Annotated in this window: 20 protein-coding genes; all 20 read right to left on the bottom strand. The window is 37.6% G+C overall.

What is annotated here, in order from left to right; genetic code table 11:
* Positions 1-18 precede the first annotated feature (18 nt).
* On the bottom strand, positions 19-522 hold the full coding sequence (locus tag NYE61_RS00485; RefSeq protein WP_095308516.1) for a DivIVA domain-containing protein: 504 nt from the start codon (positions 520-522) through the stop codon (positions 19-21).
* A gap of 109 nt (positions 523-631) precedes the next feature.
* The gene (locus NYE61_RS00480) at positions 632-1408 is read right to left on the bottom strand and encodes a YlmH/Sll1252 family protein (protein WP_095308515.1); all 777 of its coding nucleotides are present in this window, start codon (positions 1406-1408) and stop codon (positions 632-634) included.
* Between the two features lie 62 nt (positions 1409-1470).
* Complete coding sequence (locus NYE61_RS00475) at positions 1471-1737, bottom strand: YggT family protein (RefSeq protein WP_095308514.1); 267 nt, start codon at positions 1735-1737, stop codon at positions 1471-1473.
* 6 nt (positions 1738-1743) lie between these two features.
* Complete coding sequence (locus NYE61_RS00470; RefSeq protein WP_095308513.1) at positions 1744-2175, bottom strand: cell division protein SepF; 432 nt, start codon at positions 2173-2175, stop codon at positions 1744-1746.
* A 28-nt stretch (positions 2176-2203) separates the two neighbouring features.
* Positions 2204-2875 (bottom strand): YggS family pyridoxal phosphate-dependent enzyme, encoded by a 672-nt coding sequence (locus NYE61_RS00465; RefSeq protein ID WP_187393136.1) that lies wholly within the window; start codon positions 2873-2875, stop codon positions 2204-2206.
* Between the two features lie 27 nt (positions 2876-2902).
* Entirely contained in the window at positions 2903-3712 is an 810-nt protein-coding gene (gene pgeF, locus NYE61_RS00460) for a peptidoglycan editing factor PgeF (RefSeq protein WP_303448223.1), read from the bottom strand.
* Between the two features lie 162 nt (positions 3713-3874).
* Positions 3875-4138 carry a YlmC/YmxH family sporulation protein gene (locus NYE61_RS00455; RefSeq protein ID WP_095308509.1) on the bottom strand — a complete coding sequence of 88 codons (264 nt, stop codon included), beginning with the start codon at positions 4136-4138 and terminating at the stop codon, positions 3875-3877.
* A gap of 365 nt (positions 4139-4503) precedes the next feature.
* Positions 4504-5286: an RNA polymerase sporulation sigma factor SigG gene (gene sigG / locus NYE61_RS00450; RefSeq protein WP_095308508.1), complete on the bottom strand. Its 783-nt coding sequence runs from the start codon at positions 5284-5286 to the stop codon at positions 4504-4506.
* Positions 5287-5409: 123 nt separating this feature from the next.
* Positions 5410-6129, bottom strand: a complete 720-nt coding sequence (gene sigE / locus NYE61_RS00445) for an RNA polymerase sporulation sigma factor SigE (protein WP_095308507.1) — start codon at positions 6127-6129, stop codon at positions 5410-5412.
* 13 nt (positions 6130-6142) lie between these two features.
* Positions 6143-7063 carry a sigma-E processing peptidase SpoIIGA gene (gene spoIIGA, locus NYE61_RS00440; RefSeq protein WP_095308506.1) on the bottom strand — a complete coding sequence of 307 codons (921 nt, stop codon included), beginning with the start codon at positions 7061-7063 and terminating at the stop codon, positions 6143-6145.
* A gap of 979 nt (positions 7064-8042) precedes the next feature.
* Positions 8043-9197 carry a cell division protein FtsZ gene (gene ftsZ, locus NYE61_RS00435; protein ID WP_095308505.1) on the bottom strand — a complete coding sequence of 385 codons (1155 nt, stop codon included), beginning with the start codon at positions 9195-9197 and terminating at the stop codon, positions 8043-8045.
* Positions 9198-9387: 190 nt separating this feature from the next.
* Positions 9388-10671, bottom strand: a complete 1284-nt coding sequence (gene ftsA / locus NYE61_RS00430) for a cell division protein FtsA (RefSeq protein ID WP_095308503.1) — start codon at positions 10669-10671, stop codon at positions 9388-9390.
* Between the two features lie 399 nt (positions 10672-11070).
* The gene (locus NYE61_RS00425; RefSeq protein WP_303448224.1) at positions 11071-11883 is read right to left on the bottom strand and encodes a cell division protein FtsQ/DivIB; all 813 of its coding nucleotides are present in this window, start codon (positions 11881-11883) and stop codon (positions 11071-11073) included.
* A 197-nt stretch (positions 11884-12080) separates the two neighbouring features.
* The gene (spoVE, locus tag NYE61_RS00420; protein ID WP_240033748.1) at positions 12081-13193 is read right to left on the bottom strand and encodes a stage V sporulation protein E; all 1113 of its coding nucleotides are present in this window, start codon (positions 13191-13193) and stop codon (positions 12081-12083) included.
* 139 nt (positions 13194-13332) lie between these two features.
* Positions 13333-14682 (bottom strand): UDP-N-acetylmuramoyl-L-alanine--D-glutamate ligase, encoded by a 1350-nt coding sequence (gene murD / locus NYE61_RS00415; protein WP_303448225.1) that lies wholly within the window; start codon positions 14680-14682, stop codon positions 13333-13335.
* The gene (gene mraY, locus NYE61_RS00410) at positions 14682-15665 is read right to left on the bottom strand and encodes a phospho-N-acetylmuramoyl-pentapeptide-transferase (protein ID WP_095308499.1); all 984 of its coding nucleotides are present in this window, start codon (positions 15663-15665) and stop codon (positions 14682-14684) included. Before mraY ends, murD begins: the two co-directional genes overlap by 1 nt.
* A 109-nt stretch (positions 15666-15774) precedes the next feature.
* Entirely contained in the window at positions 15775-17145 is a 1371-nt protein-coding gene (murF, locus tag NYE61_RS00405) for a UDP-N-acetylmuramoyl-tripeptide--D-alanyl-D-alanine ligase (RefSeq protein WP_095308498.1), read from the bottom strand.
* The gene (locus tag NYE61_RS00400; protein WP_095308497.1) at positions 17145-18620 is read right to left on the bottom strand and encodes a UDP-N-acetylmuramoyl-L-alanyl-D-glutamate--2,6-diaminopimelate ligase; all 1476 of its coding nucleotides are present in this window, start codon (positions 18618-18620) and stop codon (positions 17145-17147) included. The genes murF and NYE61_RS00400 overlap by 1 nt, the downstream gene beginning before the upstream one ends.
* A gap of 152 nt (positions 18621-18772) precedes the next feature.
* Positions 18773-20707, bottom strand: coding sequence for a stage V sporulation protein D (locus NYE61_RS00395; protein ID WP_251658673.1), 1935 nt, complete (start codon positions 20705-20707; stop codon positions 18773-18775).
* Positions 20708-20808: 101 nt separating this feature from the next.
* Positions 20809-23058 (bottom strand): penicillin-binding protein, encoded by a 2250-nt coding sequence (locus tag NYE61_RS00390; protein ID WP_095308494.1) that lies wholly within the window; start codon positions 23056-23058, stop codon positions 20809-20811.
* Positions 23059-23064 lie beyond the last annotated feature (6 nt).

Below are 23064 nucleotides of genomic sequence, written 5' to 3'. Positions count from 1 at the left end.
TTTTAAGAACGTCAAGAACTATGATTCATTTTCAATCAACTCGAGTTCTTCGCCTAACTCTGTTTTAAATAATTCTTCCCAATCGTCCGTACCAAGCATATCTAATTGAGCCTGTACAAGCATGCGTAATCTTGTGCGGAAAACTTTAGCCTGCTTCTTCAATTCTTCGACATCCATTGAAATACGACGCGATTTACTTAACGCTTCATTAATGATACGGTCAGCATTTTTTTCTGCCTCTTTTATAATAAGCCTGGATTCCTTTGTTGCATTTCCTTTTACTTCTTCTGCTGTTTCTTGTGCAACAAGAATGGACTTATTTAGGGTTTCTTCAATATTTGTAAAATGACCGAGTCTTTCATTCAGCTGGTTCACTTTCTCATCCAGCTCTTTCTTTTCTCGAATGACCATTTCATAATCCTTAATCACTTGATCCAAGAACTCATTTACTTCATCTTCATCATAACCACGGATTTTTCTCGTAAATTCTTTATTATGAATATCTAATGGTGTTAATGGCACAGTGGCCACCTCCTCAAGGTATAAATATATTAACGTAAAATCGAATGTTCTCAAAGTTGTATTTAAATCAATTCGACAAAAAAACAGGAAATCCTGCAAGAACTATAAATTATTTTAAAGATGCAATACTAATTTTCCATTTATCCTTTTTCGTCATCCCATTTATAGCAGTTAATTTGCTTCGGCCTTTTCCACGCAATGAAATCATATCGCCCTCTTGCAGTTGAAATTTAGTATCGTCAACAACCTTATGATTCACTTTCACCTGCAATTTTTCAATAAATGCTGAAGCATCTTTTCTTGAAATATGATAAATTTCCTTGATAACAGCATCAAGTCTTAAAGAAGAAACTGTTTTGTCTGCTTCTACCCATCTTTCTTGTTTTTCTTTCAAAAGAGTAAGCGGCTGCTCGCCAAATGTAACCGTCGCTTTTTTTATTGCATTCAGATTTGCTGTAACATATGGACTTACTTCATCTGCCAGTACAATTTGAATGAGGCCGTCTGCCGCATAAATATCTCCTAGCTTCGTACGCTTTATCCCCATTGATAAAAATGCGCCCATTACATCCCGATGTTCAATGGTTATAAATTTATCTGGATAGGTTGTCTGCAATAAGGTCAGCTGAAAAGATTCTTCTGCTATTTCCTCATAAAAAGGAGCAATTACCATTCGTTTTCGTTCCGTATTTAATCCTCCGCCATGCTTATCAAGTTTTAATTCAGGATTATTCAAACCGACAAGCATTTCGACTAACTGTTGTTCGCGTGGATCGAGAAAGTCTGTCAGCTTTGGCTGGAATGTCTGCTCAACGCGTTCCTTCCACGACAATACTTGATCAATAAAAGGCTGTTCTTCTTTTCTAAAATGCTGGTAAATATCCATCCTGTTACTTCCTTTAACATTTTGTTCGTCAAAATCTTTTTAGCATAATAACGCTATACGTTCTAAAATAAAAACATTTGGAAAAACTGAAGCAGTCCTGCTCGAGCTAAATGAAGAACAAGGATCCCAACAATTGGCGAAATATCGATCATACCAATTGGTGGGATAAATTTACGAAATTGCTCTAGGTAAGGCTCACAAATTTTGGTCAACATTTGACCAAAGGATGATTCCCTTGCTCCTGGGAACCATGACATGAAAATATACACAATGAGTGCATATCCATAGAATACAAATGCATAATGTAATATTGTATATAATTCAACCATCCACTACTACCATCCTTTTTCAAATTCATCTTGTTGGGCAAATGCTTCGGATATTGTTCCTGAAACTTCAACATTGTCCGGGGTGCATAAAAATGTTTCAGAGCCTAGCTTCTGAATATCACCATTAACAGCGTATACCGTGCCACTTAGAAAATCAACAATACGTTTTGCTTGTTGATGATCAACGCGTTGTAAATTAATGACAACGGCACGTCTGTTTACAATGTTATCTGCAATTTCCTGCGCTTCGTTATAGGTTCTTGGCTCACATAATACCACTTTTGATGTAGATTGCTGCATACTAGTTAAGCTTACAACCTTTTGTGTTTGTTGCTTCGTACTTTCTTTACTCTCTGGGGTAATCTCTTCCTGTTGATATTCGTACTCATACTCGTCATCCATGGTGAAATAATTTTTAATCTTATTCTTAATACTCATTCTCTCACCTCTTTACTTAAGTTTGCGATCATTCACCAACTAATTGGGAGCCAATGCGGATATGGGTTGCACCCTCTTCAATCGCAACTTCATAATCATTGCTCATCCCCATCGAAAGAAATTCACATGGTGCATGATGCAATTTCTTTGCTTTGATACGGTCTCTTAATAATGCTAAATCCCGAAATACTTTCCGAATCTCCTCTTTGTCTTCAATATGGGGTGCCATTGTCATTAATCCAACTACATGAACTTTTTCGTATTTCTCGATTTCCTCAATAAAAGGAATTACCTCTTCTACGCTCAAGCCATGTTTGGAAGCTTCTCCACTGACATTTACTTGTATAAAGCAATCGACAGGTGCTGATGCTCGTTTATTAATTTCTTTTGCAAGTGAAGCCCTGTCTAAAGCATGGAGCATATCAATTTTGTCAATAATGTCTTTTACTTTTCGTGACTGCAAGGTTCCAATAAAATGCCATGTTACTTTATCAGCAATGTGATGATACTTTTCTAAAAAACCTTCATTTCGATTTTCGCCAAGATTTTTAACTCCTGCTTCAACTGCTTCCTCGGTTCGTTCTATTGTAGCATATTTCGTAACCCCAATAACGTTTATTTCGGAAGGTTTGCGCCCACTATTTTTACATGCTTGTCCTATTTTCTCTTGAATGACTGCCAAATTTGCTGCGACTTCCATAATACGTATAACTCCTCCATCATGTAATCACCCTTGAAATCCAATAAACCCTAACATTCTTCCAGTCTTACCATGGTCTCTCCGATGAGAGAAAAATAATTCATCATCACGATAAGTGCAATAATTTGTTACCTCTATATTATGACGTAATACCCCAGATTGTAAAAGGATATCTACATTTAATTGCTTTAAATCTAATAAAAATCGATTTTTGCCGAGTGAACGTACCGCATTTTCCCTCTCCCCTGCTCGAATCGATTGAATCACCCGCTCATCTACTTCATAATTCTGCTGTGAAATACAAGGACCAATCGCTACGAATAGGTTTTCCGGTTTCACACCAACTTTTGCAAAAGCTTCCACCATCTTCTCAGCAATTCGGTTAACAGATCCCTTCCAGCCAGCGTGGGCAATTCCAATATATTCCGTTATCGGATCGAAGAAAAATAAGGGTACACAATCTGCAAAGAAAGCTGTACATAATACTCCTTTTTGGTTGGTTAAGAGCCCATCCGTGCCTTTAATGGAGCTTGTATAAGAAGTTGAACCTTTCCCCTTATCTTGATCCGTAACATGTGCAATCTCCGTTCGATGTATTTGTTCCCCTGACACCCAGTTTTGCAGTGAAAAGTTCAGCTTATCTGCTAATCGTTCACGGTTACTTATAACATGCTTCTGTTCATCAGCAACATGGAACCCAAAATTCAATGTATGATAGGGGTACTCGCTTACACCACCGTTTCTAGTAGTAAAGCCCACGACAAGTCCAGGGTGTTCTGTTTGCCACTTTTCTATGTTGAGATATGCGTTATCTTTCTCTTTAAAGACTTCATTCATTATAATCCTCCTGATTAGAAAACTTGGCATTCACCAATCCTCTTGGCTAATGCTACAGTGCACTTCTGCAGTAAAGAAATTTTTATATTTTCTTTACTGCAAAAATAGACTTGTCTTATTTTATCATATTTTGGCTTTCAACTAAGCTTTTTCATGCAATCTCTATTTTACCGTACCATATAAACTTGGTCCCTGGACATCATTGACAAGAATCACATCGGAACCAATTCGAACAATATGATCCCAGGAAATCAATAATTCGTCCGCCTTTCTTAACATTCCACTCTTTTTGTCCTTCGTTTCCACGACAATTGCAATAATTTTCCCTGTATTACCGTCAATTTCTAAATCTGTAATATGGCCAAACCTTCTACCATCATCAATTATTATAATTTCTTTCAACTGTAATTCTGATAATTTAATCATTGTCCTCACCTGCCTTATTAGTTGTCAAAATAGTCCGTTGAAAATGACACTTCGAGAGCAGTAGACCATCGATTAAGTACCGACACGTACTGTGTCCAATATCGAAGTCAAAACAACAAGCGAGAAGATCGTTGGCTTGCTTTTACACTCATTGCAGAAGAAAATCGCTTTTACTGTCCGCAAGAACGTCCGCTCAATGCATCGACGCCTTATACTGCTCGGTCCTTTTCGTCCTCCTCTTTTTGAACACGTACTTATTAAACTATATGCGAACACATCAATTTATTTCATCTTTACACAGAAAAAATCAGGAAAGACAGGTGAAAAACCTGTCCTTCCTGATTTTGCATGATTTATTTAAATCTTTATTCAAACATTTGCTTATTCATTTGACTGATTGCAGCTTTCTCTAAACGAGATACTTGTGCTTGTGAGATGCCAATTTCATCAGCAACTTCCATTTGCGTTTTCCCTTGAAAGAATCGTTTATTCAATATCATTTTTTCACGTTCATTTAATTGGTGCATCCCTTCTTTTAATGAAATTTTATCAACCCAGGTTGAATCCTTGTCTTTATCATCACTAATCTGATCGACAACAAATATTGGATCACCACCATCATTGTAGATTGGTTCGAATAATGATACAGGATCTTGAATCGCATCAAGAGCAAACACAATATCGGAATGTGGAATTCCCATTTCAGCGGCAATTTCTGCAGGAGTAGGCTCTTTTGATGTCTTACTAATTAATTTTTCTCTCACCTGCAGTGCTTTGTATGCAATATCACGTAAGGACCTAGATACTCGGATTGGATTATTATCCCTGAGGTATCGTCTTATTTCTCCAATAATCATCGGAACAGCATACGTGGAGAATCTTACGTTATGTGATAAATCAAAATTATCGATTGATTTCATTAGTCCAATACAGCCAACTTGAAATAAATCATCTACATATTCTCCCCGATTATTGAATCGCTGTATCACACTTAATACAAGCCTTAAATTCCCATTAACAAGTTCTTCTCGAGCAGAAATATCTCCTTCCTGCTGCATTCTTACAAATAGCTTTTTCATTTCTTCATTTTTAAGTACAGGTAGTTTGGATGTATCAACACCACATATCTCAACTTTATGTCTAGTCATTTAAGTCAACCCTCCCAGTCGGTGATGCTGTTCAAGGACAGTATCTCCCCGGCAGAGGGTTTTTATGCACGTACAGATTTTAGAAAGACTGTAAAATGTTGATGAAAACCTTATAAAATATGGCTACACCATTTTATTAAATTCTTTTTTCAATCTGCGAATAATCTTTTTTTCTAAACGTGAAATATAGGATTGAGAAATTCCAAGCATATCCGCAACATCCTTCTGGGTCTTTTCCTCTTGACCAATTAATCCAAAACGCAGCTCCATGATTTGTTTTTCACGGGCATTTAATTTTGATAATGCACTTTTCAACAAAGTTTTATCCACATTTGATTCGAGGTTTTTTGTAATTATATCTTCATCCGTACCGAGAACATCGGACAATAGAAGCTCATTCCCATCCCAATCGATATTTAATGGTTCATCAAATGAGACTTCCGATTTAAGTTTATTATTTCTACGCAAGTACATAAGAATCTCGTTTTCAATACATCTTGATGCATAGGTTGCTAACTTAATTTTCTTTTCTGGATTGAATGTATTTACCGCTTTTATTAAGCCAATTGTACCTATGCTAATTAAGTCCTCAATATTGATACCTGTATTTTCAAATTTACGTGCAATATAGACGACAAGGCGAAGGTTACGCTCAATCAGCATCGCTCTCGCTGCCTTGTCGCCTTTCGGTAATAGGATTAATAATTCTTGTTCTTCCTGTTTCGAAAGGGGAGGAGGCAATGCTTCACTTCCACCAATATAGTAGACTTCTGATGACTTTAATCCTAATTTAATTAATAATTTGTACCAGCGCAATTTCAGTTTGATTTTCCATAGAGCCATACTCTCCACTCCCTTATGCTGTTTGTATAGTAGCTAATTTAATGATTTGCGGATGCAATAAACAATGATAGCTTTGATCCCTAACTAATACGCCAAACTGAATACCGATTAGTAAATTGCTTGTTGTAAGCTTTTGACTCCCATAATGTATTTCAATGTGATCTGGCCGAATCGCTAAGAGGAAACCACTTTTTCCTTCAACACCTTGATACGGAATCATTTGTACTTTGTGCTGCCATTTTTCTGGAACTTGATCAAGTGCTAAATGATGATGCACTTCCTCTAATTGCTTCCATTCTTCTTCAGAAAACCACTGCTTCAAAAATATTTCATCACAAATAACTACTGCCCTTTTCGTTAGTGGATCAACTAGCTGATTACCGCTATCAATAAACCCTTTGGTCATAAATGAATTGTTATTCATTTGAATGGTCACTTCGCATAATTGGTCATAACGAATTTTCTCACTTGCATGCTCGTCCATACGGTGCTTTGTAAAATACCATACGATTGGGAATCCGATTAAGATAAACAGCCAGCTAACTGGATCACCATATCCTTTATTAAATGTTAAAATTCCATTGCCTGTAATTGACACAGGGTTTGCAAGCATAAAGTATATCCCTGTCAATCCACCTCCAATTGCAAATGATGTAAAGTAAAATAATAATAATAATTTCATCATGCGATAAAAACCTGCATATCCGAAGGTACATAAGATAATAAAGAATGAATAAATTAATTTACCCAGTACCCCATTTATAAAGGAGTCTGGAAAAAATAGCGTAATGGGTACAATTAATGAAGCGATAAATGCCCCAAAAATGATTCGTATTTTCCCTACTGCATCCCTTGCTAAAGCTTTTGTAAGCATTAACAGCATTAAATCCAGAAAAAAATTCAATGCCCAGACGGCATCAAGATAAATGGTCAATTTCTCTCTTCCTTCCCGGCAAATCATTTTCGGAATATTTATTTTCAGGAGGTATTTTCATAGATAATCGAAACCCCAGATTTGAGGAATTACTAACGAGTATAGTAGAGTGCGGAAGCAAAGTCTGTCACTTCTTGTGTGCGTATAAAAGCTAATTTTCACTATTTGTCTATAAGTTTGTCGGGAATAATTTGTCTCTTTTAAAGCTAACGTATATTCATACGGATTGTCTGTCTATCGATTTTTGCGTTTTATGTCAAATACTTCTAAAATCAACATGCATAAAAATAGCGCTAAACCAATATAACTGGAATTGTATAATTCTTCCTATATAAATACAAAGCCTTCACATATTTACGCTTTGTGATCTGCTGCGCTAACGTAAACTAACACTATTCTAGATGCTTCATCACATTTGAAAGAAAATCCGAACTAGTGAATATTTGCTTAATCTGTGGAACAATCGCCGTCCGGGATCGCTCCGGGCGGATGCTTTCCGTGGGCACGGCTTCAGCCTCTCCGGAAGAAAACCACTTCCTGCGAGTCTTCAGACACGTGCTGTTCCCACAGGAGTCACCGCCCTACGCTCACCCGGACTGGTTAGAACAACATTTTTATTTTGATAAACCATGTTAGTATAGCCAGTGAACCAGCACTAGCGGAGGAAACACACGTAGACTTCTGCGGGATACGTGGCCAGAGTGAGACTCTGAAGAACAGAGTTCGAAGAGGCTCACGGGTCACCCGCGAAAAGCGTAGTGTGTTTCCGGAGCGGGTATTCGCACAATCTCTCAATGCGCATTAATTAGAAGTTTATATTAATTGTAAAATAGAGAATATGTTCATCACGCCTCGAGGGCAATGTTAAGGATTGTTTTGGAGGAAGCTATGCCGGGTGGTGAATAGAGGTTATGGAATTGAAAATAGAGCAGATGAATGTAGCTCATCTGCTCTATTATGTCTTCGTACAAGTTATTTTTTATCGATTACGGTTTCGATTTCTTAAAAATGTAGGAATATCAAGCTCGTCGTCCTCTTGTCTAACACGAGGCTGTGGCTGTTGTTGCTCACGCTGCTCGCGCTGCTCTCTTTGAACAGGTTCTTCCCTCGTGGCAGCATGCTGGTTATGACTAGCCATAGGACGATGCTGTTTTTGCTTAATTTCTGCTTTTGGTTGTACAGTCTCATCAAAACCTGTTGCAATTACTGTAACAACAATTTCATCATTTAGATTCTCATTAATAACGGATCCAAAGATAACGTTCACTTCTTTATCTGCTGCTGAAGTAACTAAATCTGCAGCTTCTTGAACTTCATAAAGGCTTAAGTTCGTACCGCCAGTAATATTCATTAGGATACCATGTGCACCATCAATAGAAGTCTCCAGTAGTGGAGATGAAATTGCTTTTTTCGCAGCTTCTGTTGCACGTGTTTCACCAGTTGCAATACCAATTCCCATGAGTGCAGAACCTTTATCAAACATAATTGTTTTAACATCAGCAAAATCAACGTTAATTAGACCTGGCTTCGCAATTAAATCTGAGATACCTTGTACACCTTGTCGTAACACATTATCTGCTTCACGGAATGCTTCAAGCATTGGTGTGTTTTTGTCTACAATTTCAAGTAAGCGATCATTTGGAATTACGATTAATGTATCAACACTTCCTTTAAGTGTATCAATTCCAGAAATTGCTTGGGTAGAGCGTCTTCTTCCTTCAAAAGAGAATGGACGTGTTACAACACCTACAGTTAATGCTCCAAGATCTTTAGCAACTTGTGCAATTACAGGAGCAGCACCAGTTCCAGTGCCACCACCCATTCCAGCAGTTACAAATACCATATCAGCACCTTGCAATACTTCTTCCAGCTGTTCTTTGCTCTCTTCGGCAGCTTTCTTTCCAACTTCCGGATTTGCACCTGCTCCAAGACCACGTGTCAGTTTACCACCTATTTGTATTGTTGTTTCTGCTTTAGACAAATTCAAAGCCTGAGCATCAGTATTTACCGCTATAAATTCTACACCTTCAACACCATGCTCAATCATTCGGTTCACAGCATTATTTCCACCGCCACCTACACCGATAACTTTAATTGTCGCTAATTCCTCCATATTTGTATCAAACTCTAACATATTTCTTTCCTCCTAATGTGCAAAATTACAAGAATACCAGAAGCTAATTTCAATGTGATCTTTTTAGAAAACTTGGCGTTTGCCAGGCTTTTAGGCAAATGACTTCGTTGCACTTATGCAAATAATAAAAGTTTTATATTTTTTATCTGTCAAAAAGTTCCATTACCTTTTGAATTCACATCAGTTATTCTTAATCAAAGAAATACTTAAATAAATTAGCAAAACTAGAGTCTTTTTTCTTATTCTCTTTCGTTTCTTTTTTGACCTTTGGCTGTTTTTGCGGTCTTTTTGGTTTCGGTTCTGTTGTATCTTCAACTACAGATGGATACAAATCTTTTCCTTGTATCTTCGCATTATGATAAGCGAACTGCAATATTCCAATACCTGCTGTATATTGTGCTTCTCTTACACCTATGTAATCTGGGATAGCAACGCGTACATTTGATCGGAATAAGTCCTCAGCAAGCTCAAGACTTCCTGGCATCGAACTCGTTCCACCAGTCAATACATACCCACCTGGAAGCTCGCCGTAACCCATTTTTCTAATTTCTCTTTCTACATAAGCATAAATTTCTTCCAGTCTTGCTTCAATCATATCAGAAATTTGCAGCTGATTATAGGTTTCTCTTGTGTTGCTTCCAATGATTGAAACTTCAAATGTTTCTTCTTCAGAAGCATGATCATAAAATGCATGTCCATAATTCAGTTTAATATCTTCTGCTTCTTCTGTAGATGTCCTTAGACCGATAGACAAATCCTTCGTAATATTATCTCCACCTAAGCTAATAACACTTGTTGAAATTAGATGGTCGTTACCAAAAACTGAAACGGTAGTACAGCCACCACCCACATCAATTAGAGCAACCCCCATATTCTTTTCATCTTTTGAAAGAGCAATCGTTCCGGCTGCAAGTGGCTGAAGGCAAATATCGGACACTTGCAAGTTAGCACGTTCTACACATTTTAAAATATTATGTAGTACTGTCTTTGAGCATGTAATAATTGTACCTTCCATTTCCAACCGAACGCCAATCATACCACGCGGATCCGTGATTTCATCCAAACCATCTACAATAAATTGTTTTGGAATAACATCAATAATTTCACGTTCTGGTGGAATTGAGATTACCTGTGCTCCGTCGATGACTCTTGTCACATCCTCATCACCAATTTCACGGTTTTCGCTTTGAACTGCTACTACCCCATGACAAGGCTGTAATTGAACATGACTTCCGTTTATACCAACGACAACACTTTCAATCTGCATCCCTACCATGCGCTCAGCTTGTTCTACCGCGTTTCGGATTGAATGAACCGTTTGATCGATATCAACAACTGCACCTTTTTTCATACCATTTGATTTAGCGGTCCCAACCCCGATTATATTCAATGAATCGTTCAAAACTTCTCCAATAATGACTTTAATCGCTGTTGTACCTATATCAAGACTTACTAATATTTCACTATTATTCAACGAAAGGCACCTCCAGAATCAGAAACTTCCAGTATTACTGTCGTTTCTATGAACTTCCTTTTTTATCTATTGTATAATCTACTATTTTATAGGAAATCAGTAAAAAAATAAAACATATATAGGTTATTCCACAAAAGGTGGCAATATCCCTTCTTAACGCTTTAAAAAAACTAAATTCCTCTAAAAAAATGTGTTCAAAAGAGAAAGAAAAGACCCAAGTCTACTAAAGTCATAATTCCTGGGGAGTTTTGGCCCCACTGCAAGACCAATACGAGTACGGCTTATGCATCGAAGGTCGATATGTCCTTTTCCCTAGGCTTTTGAACAACCTTTTATGAGTATCTTATATATCTTTCGTAAACACAACTATTTATATGACTTTCCTACCACAACATTTATTTATTCGGATTCTGTTGATTCCTCATTGTCTGGAATTCCTTCTATTTCTGTCATATCTTCGTCCTCTTCCTGATTAAAAGACTCAAAGTAGATACCGACTCCAATATGAATGATCCCTTTTTCCTCTGGATCAAGCTGTGCAACAATTGACGGATAAACTTCCATTTTTTCAGCAAAGTCGCGAATCGTTCCTTTTACAAGGTAACCATCATTCATGTATAAAAGCACCGTATTTTTATTTTCATCAGTTGGGATCCAATGGATTTCCGAAATAACATTCCTGATGCTACCAGGGAGTTCCTTTAGCTCCTCTGCCATTCTATGTAGATATTCCTCATCATCAAACCCATAAATTAGCGGAGCTTCGCCATTGAACGTCCCATTCGTAACATTTAGAATTTCACCATTACCTAATACTGGTTTATACGCTGTTTCGTTACGAATATATCCAATGATTTGCTGTTCTTTTACATGAATATCAATTGTACATGGTAATTTTCTACTTACTTTTACAGACTCTAATATAGGGTTCTTATTTATTAATTGTTCAGTTTCTGCTCGGTTAATTGTCCATATATTTGTATCAGTCGTTAAATTGCTACTTTCGATAATCTCTTCATCTGTTACATACGTATTTCCATTCACGGCAATTGTTTTAATATGGCTCAATGGTGATTGTAAATATACGATGATAGATATCAAGAAAAAAAAGATTGAAAGATAAAATATAAGTCGACGGTTTGCTTTTTTCTTACGTGCTTGTTTCAATTTTGGAATACGATCCTCAATCGAAACAATATTCTTTTTACTCATCCCCATTTCTTCCTTTTTACATTTATTTACGTTAGCAAAAGAATAAAACGGCAAATCTTAAAGCCGTTTTTATCTGTTACATGAATTATATCATAAAACATAGCGGAAGATGTAGTGTACTTACCATACTTTATCAAGTTTTTCCAGTTACAGGGCTGTGAATTTTTTCCAAGCAAGGAACTGAAAAGAACTTCACCTTAAATCTTAGAATATATACTAATATTTAGCAAAACGCCAACAGAGCATAAAGTCAATGTTAAAGATGAACCACCATAGCTTAGAAATGGTAATGTAATCCCTGTAACTGGAATCAGACCAATCACAACACTTATATTAATCATCGCTTGTACTGCAAGCATTCCTGCAATTCCAAGTGCTAGAAAACGTCCAAATAGATCTGGTGCTTCGAGTGAAATTTTAATTCCCCTCCATAAAAGCAGGAAAAATAGAACAATGATAACAGTTCCGCCAATAAATCCAAGTTCTTCACCTAATATAGCAAAAATAAAATCAGTTTGTGGCTCAGGTAAATAAAAATACTTCTGCAAGCTATTCCCTAATCCTAATCCCATTAAACCACCTGGTCCAATCGCATATAAGGACTGGATAATTTGAAAACCATCCCCAAGTGGATCCTCCCACGGATTTAGAAATGCCGTAATTCGACTAATTCGATATGGTGCAGATGCAATCAAGCCTACAAAACCGAGCATTCCAATTGCAGCAAGACCAAAAAAATGTGTTAACCTTGCACCAGCAGCAAAAATCATAATCATACATGTAAGGACAAGAACCATTCCTGTTCCAAGGTCTGGTTGTAGCATAATTAGACCAAAAGCAGTAAAAACAAGTAAAATACATGGAAGAAAGCCTTTTTTAAAAGAAGTTATATATTTTTGATTTGCAGAAAGGATCGCAGCAAGAAAAATGATTAGCCCGAGCTTCATAAATTCGGATGGTTGAATACTAAATGCACCCACCCCTATCCAGCTCTGTGCTCCACCTCGAACCAACCCTACTCCAGGGATTAAGACAAGCAGTAATAATATAAAACAAAATAGCAGTATTAAATTTGCATATTTTTTCCACGTATAATACGGAATGACCATGAAAAAAAACATCGCAACCACTCCTGCACCAGCAAAGAGAAGCTGTCTTTTTAAATAGTAAAAGGAATCATTAAATTTGTAATCAGACCATACGTAGGATGAACTGTAAACCATGACAATCCCAACGACTAATAAAATAACGATTATAAAAAGCAAAGGCAGATCTGGCCTTTTTTGCTCCTTTAGTAATTTATTTAACAAAAAAACACCCCTTTTCCAATTTTGGATCAGGGGCATTTGTAGTATGCTCTATATCGTTTTAATAATTAAGACTCTCGGTATAGATATCTTACTTCTGTTCAATGTTTATGACCAACCGAATCATTTTTTGTGTTTGCCCCTACATTAGCTTATGCACGGCTTGTACAAACATGTCTCCTCTTTCTTCAAATGTTCGATATTGATCCCAGCTTGCACACGCTGGTGACAAAAGAATAACTTCATTTTCCTCTGAAATCGAATGTGCTGCATGGACTGCATCTTCGACATTCTCAGATTCAATTACTTTTTCTATCCCAACTTCAGCGGCTAACTCTTTTAACTTGCTTGCAGTTTGGCCAAATACAACCATAGCTCTAACATGTTTCAGGTGTGGCTTCAAATCGGTAAATTCATTCCCCCGATCAAGTCCACCTGCTAAAAGAATCGTCGGTTGTTTAAATGAATCTAATGCTTTTTGAGTCGCCAAAATATTTGTTGCTTTTGAATCGTTGTAAAATAATCGTCCATTAATATTTTCAACAAATTGTAAACGATGCTCTACTCCGGAAAACGTCGTTAATACACGATAAATACCTTCATTTGTTGCTCCATTTAACTTTGCAGCAGCAATTGCAGCTAATATATTTTGCAAATTATGCTCTCCGACCAAAACAATTTCTTTCAATTCGATGATTTTTTCATTTTTAAAATAAACATACTTGTCATCGATCCATGCACCAGCTTCAAGCTTTTGGTGAACGGAAAAAGGAATGAGTTTTGCACGTGCGTCCTTTACTTCCTCTGCAATAGCTTTATCCTCAGCATTATAAATGAGGTAGTCATCCTTCGTCTGATTTCTAAAGATATTAAACTTTGCCTGCTTATAATTGGACAACGTTTTATGGTAATCCAAATGTGCTTCAAATATATTTAATAAGATTGCTGTTGTTGGTCTGAATTTTTCAGTCCCTTGTAGTTGAAAAGACGATAATTCAAGCACAAGAGCTTCATCATCTTGCATGGATTGCACTGCTTCTGTAGCAACAATCCCAATGTTACCAGCCACTCTAACTGGCCGTTCGCTTTTCTTAAGCATATCCGTTACCAAAGTAGTGGTTGTTGTTTTCCCATTCGAGCCTGTCACTCCAATTATTGGACCGTCAAATAAATAATAAGCTAATTCAATTTCCGTAATAATGGGAATATCTCGTCTTATTGCTTCTGCAACAATCGGATTATCATAGGATATACCTGGATTCTTAATAACAAGATCCATTCCATCTAAAATGGAAATAGGATGGGAGCCTATTATAACTTCAGCACCCATCTCTTTCAGTCGTATAACAGTCTCATCCTGCTCTGTTGCTTGCTTATCATGAACTCGAATAGTTTTATCATTTGCTAAAAGGGCTTCAGCTGCTGCTGTTCCACTTCTTGCAAGTCCTAAAACTACAATGTTAGAATAAGGGAATTCTGTTAATCTCTTCATTATAAGCCCACCTCAATATAAATGCCGAGTGCGGCAAATAAAAGTCCTACTAGCCAAAATGTCGTCACAACCCGCCATTCTGACCAGCCGAGCAGTTCATAATGGTGATGTAATGGACTCATTTTAAATACACGTTTTCCTGTTGTCTTAAATGAAATAACCTGAATAATTACAGAAAGTGTTTCGATAACAAAGACGCCACCAATAATTACTAACAGAATTTCCATTTTCAACAAAATAGAAATAGCTGCAATCGCTCCTCCAAGCGCGAGTGACCCTGTATCTCCCATAAACACCTTTGCTGGGTGTGCATTAAATACCAGAAATCCAAGTAATGCCCCAACCACAGCCAATGCAAAGATGGCTGGTTCGTTTTGACCAGTACCATACCAAGCAAGGATTGCAAATGCTCCAAACGCAATAGCAGCTGTACCAGCTAGCAGTCCATCTAAACCATCCGTTAAGTTTACAGCGTTAGAAGCACCGACAAGCATGAATATGATTAATAGTGCATAGCCCCAGCCTAGTTCCCACTGAATATCCGTTCCCGGTATTTGAACCGCTGTTGAAAATCCTTGACTACGTAAAATAAAGTAAAATACAAGTGCAATAACAATTTGCCCAAGTAACTTTTGCAATGATGTTAAACCAAGATTTCGTTTCATCGCTACTTTTATAAAGTCGTCGAGAAACCCGAGTAACCCATATCCAAAGATAACAAAAACGAGTAGCCATAATTCATAACCAATTCCAGATTCATCTACTCTTGCAGCCATTATAATTGACGTAATAATAACACTAAATATAATCATAATACCGCCCATTGTAGGGGTACCCGTTTTTTTCAAATGTGATTTTGGTCCTTCTTCTCTAATGCTTTGCCCAAACTTTAATCTTCTTAAAAATGGAATCAATATTGGAGATAAAAGAACGGTAATGAGAAATGCAATCGCTAATGTGATTAATAAAACAGTTAAATTCACTTTCTTTCCTCCTCATACATAACCGTCCAAATAGATTGGATGAATCAATACGTTTCATTTATTTTTTAGGTTGTACTTTTAGTAAAATTTTATCTTGCCTTGTAGTAATCTAATTCTCATCAGTAGTAATAGCTTCGATCATTTCTTCAAATTTTAACCCTCGTGATGCTTTAAATAATATTAGTGAATGTTTTGTTAAATAGGGGTTAAGTGCCTGAACTAAATCTTCCTTCGATGCAAAATGAGTATATTTTAGATTAAGGCTCTTCGCTTGAACTGCTGCTTGAATCCATTCAGCATGGACTCCATATGTAAAGAGCACAGTGATAGGTGCTTCAATTACTTCGGCAACCGACTCATGAAATTCTCTTGCACGATCTCCTAGCTCAAGAATATCACCGAGCACTAACACCTTCTCCTCAAATCCATTCATTTGTTTCACTACTTCAATAGCTGCCTTCATTGAAGTTGCGGATGCATTATAAGCATCATTGATGATGGATACATCATTTATGCCTTTTAGTAGTTCAAACCGCATTCCAGTTAGCTCAAGGTTTTGCAAAGCTTGCTTGCTTTTTTCTGCATGAATGTTTAAAAGCTTGCCTATAGCAAGCGCAAATACAGCATTTTTTGTATGGTGCTTGCCAAAAAGTGGAACTTGATAAGTCATGCCATCGGAAAGCGTGAATTCTGTTCCCGTTGTATGTATCTTAACCTCTGAAATTTTATAATCATTTTCTGCACCAAAGCCACACGCAATTTTTTTCTGGTTTATGTGTTTCTCACGGAGCAACGGTTCATCACCATCGATAATTAGTACTCCATCTTCATCCAAACCATTTACAATCTCCAGCTTCGCTTTAGCAATACCTTCACGTGATCCCAAGAATTCTATATGTGACTCACCGATATTTGTAATTATTGCAACATCTGGTCTAGCTATACGTGTTAATAAATCAATTTCCTGGAAGTTACTCATACCCATTTCTACAATTAATGCTTCGGTATTTCGATCCATTGATAAAATTGTTAATGGTAATCCAATATGATTGTTGAAATTTCCTTTCGTAGCATGAGTTCGATAAGTCGTTTTTACAACAGCGGAAGTCAGATCCTTCGTTGTTGTTTTACCATTAGAGCCTGTTATTCCGATTACAATCGGATCAATCTCAGTCCTGTAAGCAGACGCTAAATCCTGAAGTGCACTCAGGGTGTCTTTTACAAAGTAAATTGGAAGGTTTGGCAGGATGTCATCTGGCAAATGCTTGCTTTCATCCCAAATAATAGCACAGGCACCATTGTCAATTGCTTGTTTGACAAATTCATGTCCATCAAAGTTCTCTCCAACAAGCGGAACAAATAATAGACCTTCCCCCTTTGCTCTGCTATCTGTCGTTACTTGTTTTATAGTTATATTGTCTTGTATTCCCCCTTGATTAGTGGGGAATTGTTTAGCTAACCAATTTGTAGTAAATAACATCAATATTTCTCCTTATTGCGAATTGCTTTTCTCGCTACTTCTCGATCATCAAAATCATATTTCGTATGTCCAATGATTTGATATGTTTCATGTCCTTTTCCTGCGATAAGTATTATATCCTCTGAAGTAGCTTGCCCGATAGCCTGAGAAATCGCTGCTTTCCGATCAACGATTACGTCATAACTACTACTTTCCTCTAACTCAGCTGTCATATCATCTAAAATCGACTGTGGGTCTTCTGTTCTTGGATTATCAGATGTAAAAAATGCATGATCTGCATATTTTACTGCAATTGATGCCATTAGCGGACGTTTCGTACGATCTCGATCTCCACCACATCCAACGACCACATATACATTATTCTTCGCAAATTCCCTTGCAGTTTGCAACACATTTTCCAACGAATCAGGTGTATGCGCATAATCAACAATGACTGCATAACGCTGACCTTCTACAACTGGCTCAAAACGACCATTTACACCTTCTAGCTGCTCAAGTGCCGTTTTAATAGTCGTTAATGATACATTAGCAGCTATTGCCGCTGTACTTGCAGCTAGCATATTATACACATTAAACATACCAATTAAACGACTTGAGATTTCAATATCTCCAACCGGTGAGGTTAACGTAAAGGATGTTCCTGCAGCGTCAAGCTGAATTCCGTTAGCCATAACAGTAGCTTTATTATTACAACCGTATGTCATTACATGCTGCGCAGTACTGCGTTTTAATAAATCACTTGCCGCATCATCGGAATTTAAAATAGCAAATTTCCGTTTCTTTTCATCATAGCTATTTCCTAACTGTGAAAACAATAAGCTTTTAGCTCGAAGATAATCTTGTAAATCGGAATGATAATCTAAGTGATCTTGGGATAAATTGGTGAATACGGCAATATCATAATCACACCCGTATACTCTCCCCATATCCAATGCGTGGGAAGAAACTTCCATAATAGCCTGATCTACATTTTCTCCAAGCATCTTGTGGAATGTTCGTTGCAGGCTTAGAGCATCTGGAGTTGTATTCGAGATCGAATATGATTCCTCTCCAATTTTCAGCTGAATCGTTCCAATAACGCCAGTTTTTTTCATCTGTTGTTTAAAAATCTCTTCCAACAAATACGTAACTGTAGTTTTACCATTCGTACCAGTAACTCCGATTAATGGCAGTTTTGATGTTGGGTAATTAAAGAACTTACCTGCGAGCATGGATAACGCCCGATTCGTATCGTCTACCAAAATAACTGGAACAGGAGCTTCAACAAGTTTTTCAACAATTAGCGCAACGGCTCCTTGTTTTACTGCATCGTCTATAAAATCATGACCATCAACTGTGAATCCAGGAATACAAACAAAAACACTTCCTTGTTTTACTTCTCGTGAGTCCATTTCAATACCATCGACTTTTATTTCATCAATCATCGATGTTGTTTTATAAAAAGGTAACACATGTAGTAATTCATCTAAATTCATAGCAAACACCCTATCTATTTTATATCCAACATATGTATTCTACATAATTGTATTTTTTAAGAGGGTGCTCTCCACCCTCTTTTATATAGTTGTCTTAATTTAGAAGCATTTACTGATTTTTACTTCCCTTATTATAGCAAATTTCCGTCCAATTAACGATGTTTTTCATCAGATAAATAAATTCTGACGGTAGATCCTGGTTCCAGTTTTGTACCTGGTTTTGGAGACTGGTCCGCAATATATTCACCTTCTCCATTAGTCTCAATCGTCAAATCAAGTAAATATTCGGCCAGCTCCTGTTTCGTTTGTCCTATCATATCTGGAACTTCGACTTTTGGCTGTTCCGGCCATAGATAGTCTTTTTCCAAACCGTCATCTCTTGGCTTAACTTCCATTGCTCTTAAACTGTCCCCGATGATTGTACCTACAATCGGCGCAGCGACGACACCACCAAACTGGATGGTGTTTTTCGGATTATCTACTGCTACATAGACAACAATCTCCGGATCATCCGCTGGCGCAAACCCAATAAACGAAACAATGTAATTATTTTCTAAATAGCCACCATTTGGACCAACCTTTTGCGCCGTTCCCGTTTTTCCACCAACACGATAACCATCTACATATGCAGGCCGGCCTGTTCCTTGTGCAACTACACTTTCTAGTGCACTGCGAACTTCATCAGAAGTACCGCTTGAAATCACACGCTGTTTCATATTCGGCTCTACCTTTTCAACGGTTTCACCTGTGACCGGATCTATCCATTCTTCCGCTATATATGGTTCATATAGATAGCCACCATTAATCGCAGCAGCAACTGCCATCACCTGCTGGATCGGTGTAACAGAAACCCCTTGCCCGAATGAAGTAGTGGCTAATTCGACAGGACCTACATTTTCAGGATTAAAGAGTATCCCATTGCCTTCTCCTTGTAAGTCTATTCCCGTTTTCTTTCCAAATCCAAACGCATCAATATACGAAAACAATTTTTCTGTTCCTAGGAGTTGGCCGAGATTTACGAATCCCGGGTTACATGAATTTTGAACAACTTCTAAATAGCTTTGATGTCCATGTCCTCCACTTTTCCAGCAGCGGATTTTTGCGCCACCTACCGTTATATGCCCAGTATCATGATATGTGTCTTCTTCAAGGTCAACCACTTTTTCCTCTAATGCTGCAGCAAGTGTTATTATTTTAAAAGTCGAACCAGGCTCATACGTACTCCAAATCGGTAAATTCCTACCAAATATCGATGCATCTACATCCTGATAATTTTCCGGATGGAAATTTGGACGGGTTGTCATGCCGAGAACACCGCCGGTTTTCGGATTAACAGCTATTGCCAACGCTCCATCTGGATTATATTTTAAAACAGCTGCATCTAGTTCTCGCTCCATAATAGCTTGTACCTTGGAATTAATTGTTGTCTTTAAATTCAAGCCATCTGTTGGAGGTTTATAAACATCCGCTAAATTATCCAGCCTTCGTCCTTTCGCATCCGAATAGAAAGAGAGGCTTCCAGGCTCGCCAGCAAGTTTATCTTCATACGACAACTCCAGTCCCATTAGTCCTTGATTATCAATCCCTGTAAAACCGAGAACATGAGATAAGTCATCTCCATATGGATAATGTCGTTTTGAATCCTTTGCCAAGTATATACCTTTCATATTCAATTCCCGTATTGCTGTTTCTTGTTCTTCCGAAATTTTAATTCCTTCCGGTCGAAAGCTTACACTCGATTCATTTTTCGTTAAATTTTCTAAAACCTTTTCCTCTGGCATGCCCAATATTTTTGCTAACTTTCCTGCAGCATCTTCTGGTTCCTCTACTTGTCGCGGAATCGCGATTACCGAAGGTGCAGTAACATTCTCAGCTAAAATATCTCCTTCTGCATCCAATATGTAGCCACGTTCTGCTTGAAAACTAATATCCCGCGTCCAAAGGTCGTGTGCTTGTCCGGTTAATCGTTCACCCATAACAAATTGCACATACCCTAATCGAATAATAATAATCGCCAATAGAAGAAGTCCCAAAAGAAAAACAGTGACGATTCGTTTTTTTACTGTAACAGTGGATACACGTTTCATTCTCCATCCCCTTTTCCCAGGCTGGTTTGTAATCACTATATGAGTAAAAAAAACTGAATAGAACACTGTTTAACTACATAACTGTTATTCGAAGACTAAATTTACTCTTCTTGAGACGTGGACTCGTCTGATATTCCCTCCGTACCCTCTTCATTATTATTTGTTTCTTCATCTTGCTCCTCATTTGGAGGTAATAATTCAATTCCTAAGTAATCATTCTTTTTAAGCGGAGTTCCTTTAGGTATGTTCTGAGTCACTACATATCCATTACCAAATGTCTCTGTCTTTAATTGCATTAATTCAGCTAATTTCATTACATCTCTTAGAGACCATCCGGTAATATCGGGCATCACAGGTTCATCTGTAACTAGAATAACACGCTCACTTGGAAATACCGTTTCTCCTTCCTCCACACTTGCAGAAACAATGGATTCTCCGTCCCCTACCAGGGAGACTTCTAACCCTTTATCTTTCAGTTCCGCAACTATTTCTGAAGAATTCCCGCCAACTACTTTAGGAACGGTTAGTTGTTGGACGACATCTTTTTCTTCGTTACTTGGATCGATATTTAAATAGTGCAAGCTATTTTCCATTACATTTTTAAAAATAAACGAAACTGGAGCAGACCTAGCTTCCGTTGGTTCTAACTCAGGCTGCTGTACAGAAACATACATCATTAGCTGCGGATCCTCAATTGGAGCCATACCAAGAAATGAAAAGACGTAGTTTTCTCTTCCTGTTAAATAACCAGGTCCATCAGGGTTCGGTATTTCAGCTGTACCACTTTTTCCGCCAACTGTATAATCATCTAGCTGATATGATTTTCCAGTACCATTTTCCCCATTAACGACCGAATCTAGTAATTCTAGCACTTGCTGTGAAGTTCCTTCTGATATTGGCTCACCAACCACTCTTGGTTCCTTCTGTTCTATCGTTTCACCAGTTGATGAGTCAACAATTTTATCGATGACATAAGGCTGAAGCATCTTTCCGCCGTTTGCAATTGCTGTCGCTGCCTTCATTTGCTGGATTGGTGTTGTTGTACTTCCTTGACCAAAAGCAGTTGTAATTTTTTCCAATGGCCAATTGTACAAAATCTGTCCACTTACCTCTCCCGGCAAATCAATACCTGTTTCTTCGTCAAAATCAAAAGCGTGTAAATACTCTAAAAATGTATCAGCACCTAGTTTTTCCCATGCAAGCTTTGCAGCTGCAACATTGGAAGAACGTTGGAAGCCTTCATCGTAGGAAATCGGTCCCCAGCCTTTCCCACCATTGTGGTCATTAATCTTGTTAATCTTTTCATTTGGCTGATAGCTTCCTGATTTAAACTTTTCTGCACCATTATAAACCCCTTCTTCAATCGCTGCTGCCCAAGTAAACATTTTAATCGTAGAGCCAGGTTCAAATGGAGTGGAAATAACATCGTTATACCAGTTCTCAACATTTGTTGGATTGTTAGGATCATAGCTTGGGCGACTACTCATCGCTAACACCTTTCCTGTTTTCGGATCCATAACAATAGCAGTCATTTTCTTAGGATTGTATTGCTCATCAACCTGAGATAATGCTTCTTCCATTAAAGTTTGAATTTTTTGGTCGATTGTTAAATAAACATCATCGCCGTCCTCAGGTAGGTGAATGATTTCCTTGGGATCCAATAACTTTTTATTGTATCTATCCCGCTGATAAGAAATATAACCTTGTTTTCCACCAAGAAGTTCATTCATTTCATTTTCCATACCAGCTATCCCAACAATTTCATCTCGTATTCCTTCTTCTGTTTCAACCTCAGTTTCCCGAGCAAAGCCAATGATATGAGATGCAAACATTCCATTAGGGTAGTACCTTAAGGCTTCCTCTTCAAATTGAATACCTGGAATATTTAATTCTTCAATCTCATCTTTTTTCTTTTGCGGAATCTCTTTTCCGATTTTACCAAACTCTACTTGGAATCTATTATTCTCAAGCCCTCTTTTCAAAGGATCTAGTATATCACTTACCTCTACATCTAAAAGAGGCGCCAATATTTCTGCAGTTTTTTGTGGATCTTCTACATGCAGGGGCGCCTCTGACTTTTCAGAATACGTTTCATCAATAATTGCATACATTCGATAAGTTGGTCTATCGTACGCAAGTACCATTCCATTGTTATCGTAAATCTTTCCTCTTTCAGCACTTAGTGTAAAGGATGAGGTCCGTTTCTGTTCGGCCCATTCCTCCAATGAAACACCATTTATTTCGCCTGTTGCCTGGATGTATATAAACCGTCCAGTTAGAATTAAGAAAACAGCGACAAAGATAATGATGAATACTCCCGCCATCAAATGCGTTGTCTTGTTTTTATTCATATGTCA

Source organism: Oceanobacillus sp. FSL W7-1304 (genome assembly GCF_037969805.1).
Lineage (GTDB): Bacteria > Bacillota > Bacilli > Bacillales > Amphibacillaceae > Oceanobacillus > Oceanobacillus profundus.
This window is presented reverse-complemented; position numbering and strand designations above follow the sequence as displayed.

Bases quoted from the DNA above. Each gene is read 5' to 3' on its own strand.
- NYE61_RS00390 (WP_095308494.1), bottom strand. From the start codon at position 23,058: ATGAATAAAAACAAGACAACGCATTTGATGGCGGGAGTATTCATCATT.
- NYE61_RS00400 (WP_095308497.1), bottom strand. From the start codon at position 18,620: ATGAATTTAGATGAATTACTACATGTGTTACCTTTTTATAAAACAACA.
- NYE61_RS00425 (WP_303448224.1), bottom strand. From the start codon at position 11,883: ATGAGTAAAAAGAATATTGTTTCGATTGAGGATCGTATTCCAAAATTG.
- NYE61_RS00470 (WP_095308513.1), bottom strand. From the start codon at position 2,175: ATGAGTATTAAGAATAAGATTAAAAATTATTTCACCATGGATGACGAG.
- pgeF (WP_303448223.1), bottom strand. From the start codon at position 3,712: ATGAATGAAGTCTTTAAAGAGAAAGATAACGCATATCTCAACATAGAA.
- NYE61_RS00475 (WP_095308514.1), bottom strand. From the start codon at position 1,737: ATGGTTGAATTATATACAATATTACATTATGCATTTGTATTCTATGGA.
- murF (WP_095308498.1), bottom strand. From the start codon at position 17,145: ATGTTATTTACTACAAATTGGTTAGCTAAACAATTCCCCACTAATCAA.
- ftsZ (WP_095308505.1), bottom strand. From the start codon at position 9,197: ATGTTAGAGTTTGATACAAATATGGAGGAATTAGCGACAATTAAAGTT.
- sigG (WP_095308508.1), bottom strand. From the start codon at position 5,286: ATGACTAGACATAAAGTTGAGATATGTGGTGTTGATACATCCAAACTA.
- murD (WP_303448225.1), bottom strand. From the start codon at position 14,682: ATGAAGAGATTAACAGAATTCCCTTATTCTAACATTGTAGTTTTAGGA.
- NYE61_RS00480 (WP_095308515.1), bottom strand. From the start codon at position 1,408: ATGGATATTTACCAGCATTTTAGAAAAGAAGAACAGCCTTTTATTGAT.
- NYE61_RS00395 (WP_251658673.1), bottom strand. From the start codon at position 20,707: ATGAAACGTGTATCCACTGTTACAGTAAAAAAACGAATCGTCACTGTT.
- sigE (WP_095308507.1), bottom strand. From the start codon at position 6,129: ATGGCTCTATGGAAAATCAAACTGAAATTGCGCTGGTACAAATTATTA.
- NYE61_RS00455 (WP_095308509.1), bottom strand. From the start codon at position 4,138: ATGATTAAATTATCAGAATTACAGTTGAAAGAAATTATAATAATTGAT.
- NYE61_RS00465 (WP_187393136.1), bottom strand. From the start codon at position 2,875: ATGGAAGTCGCAGCAAATTTGGCAGTCATTCAAGAGAAAATAGGACAA.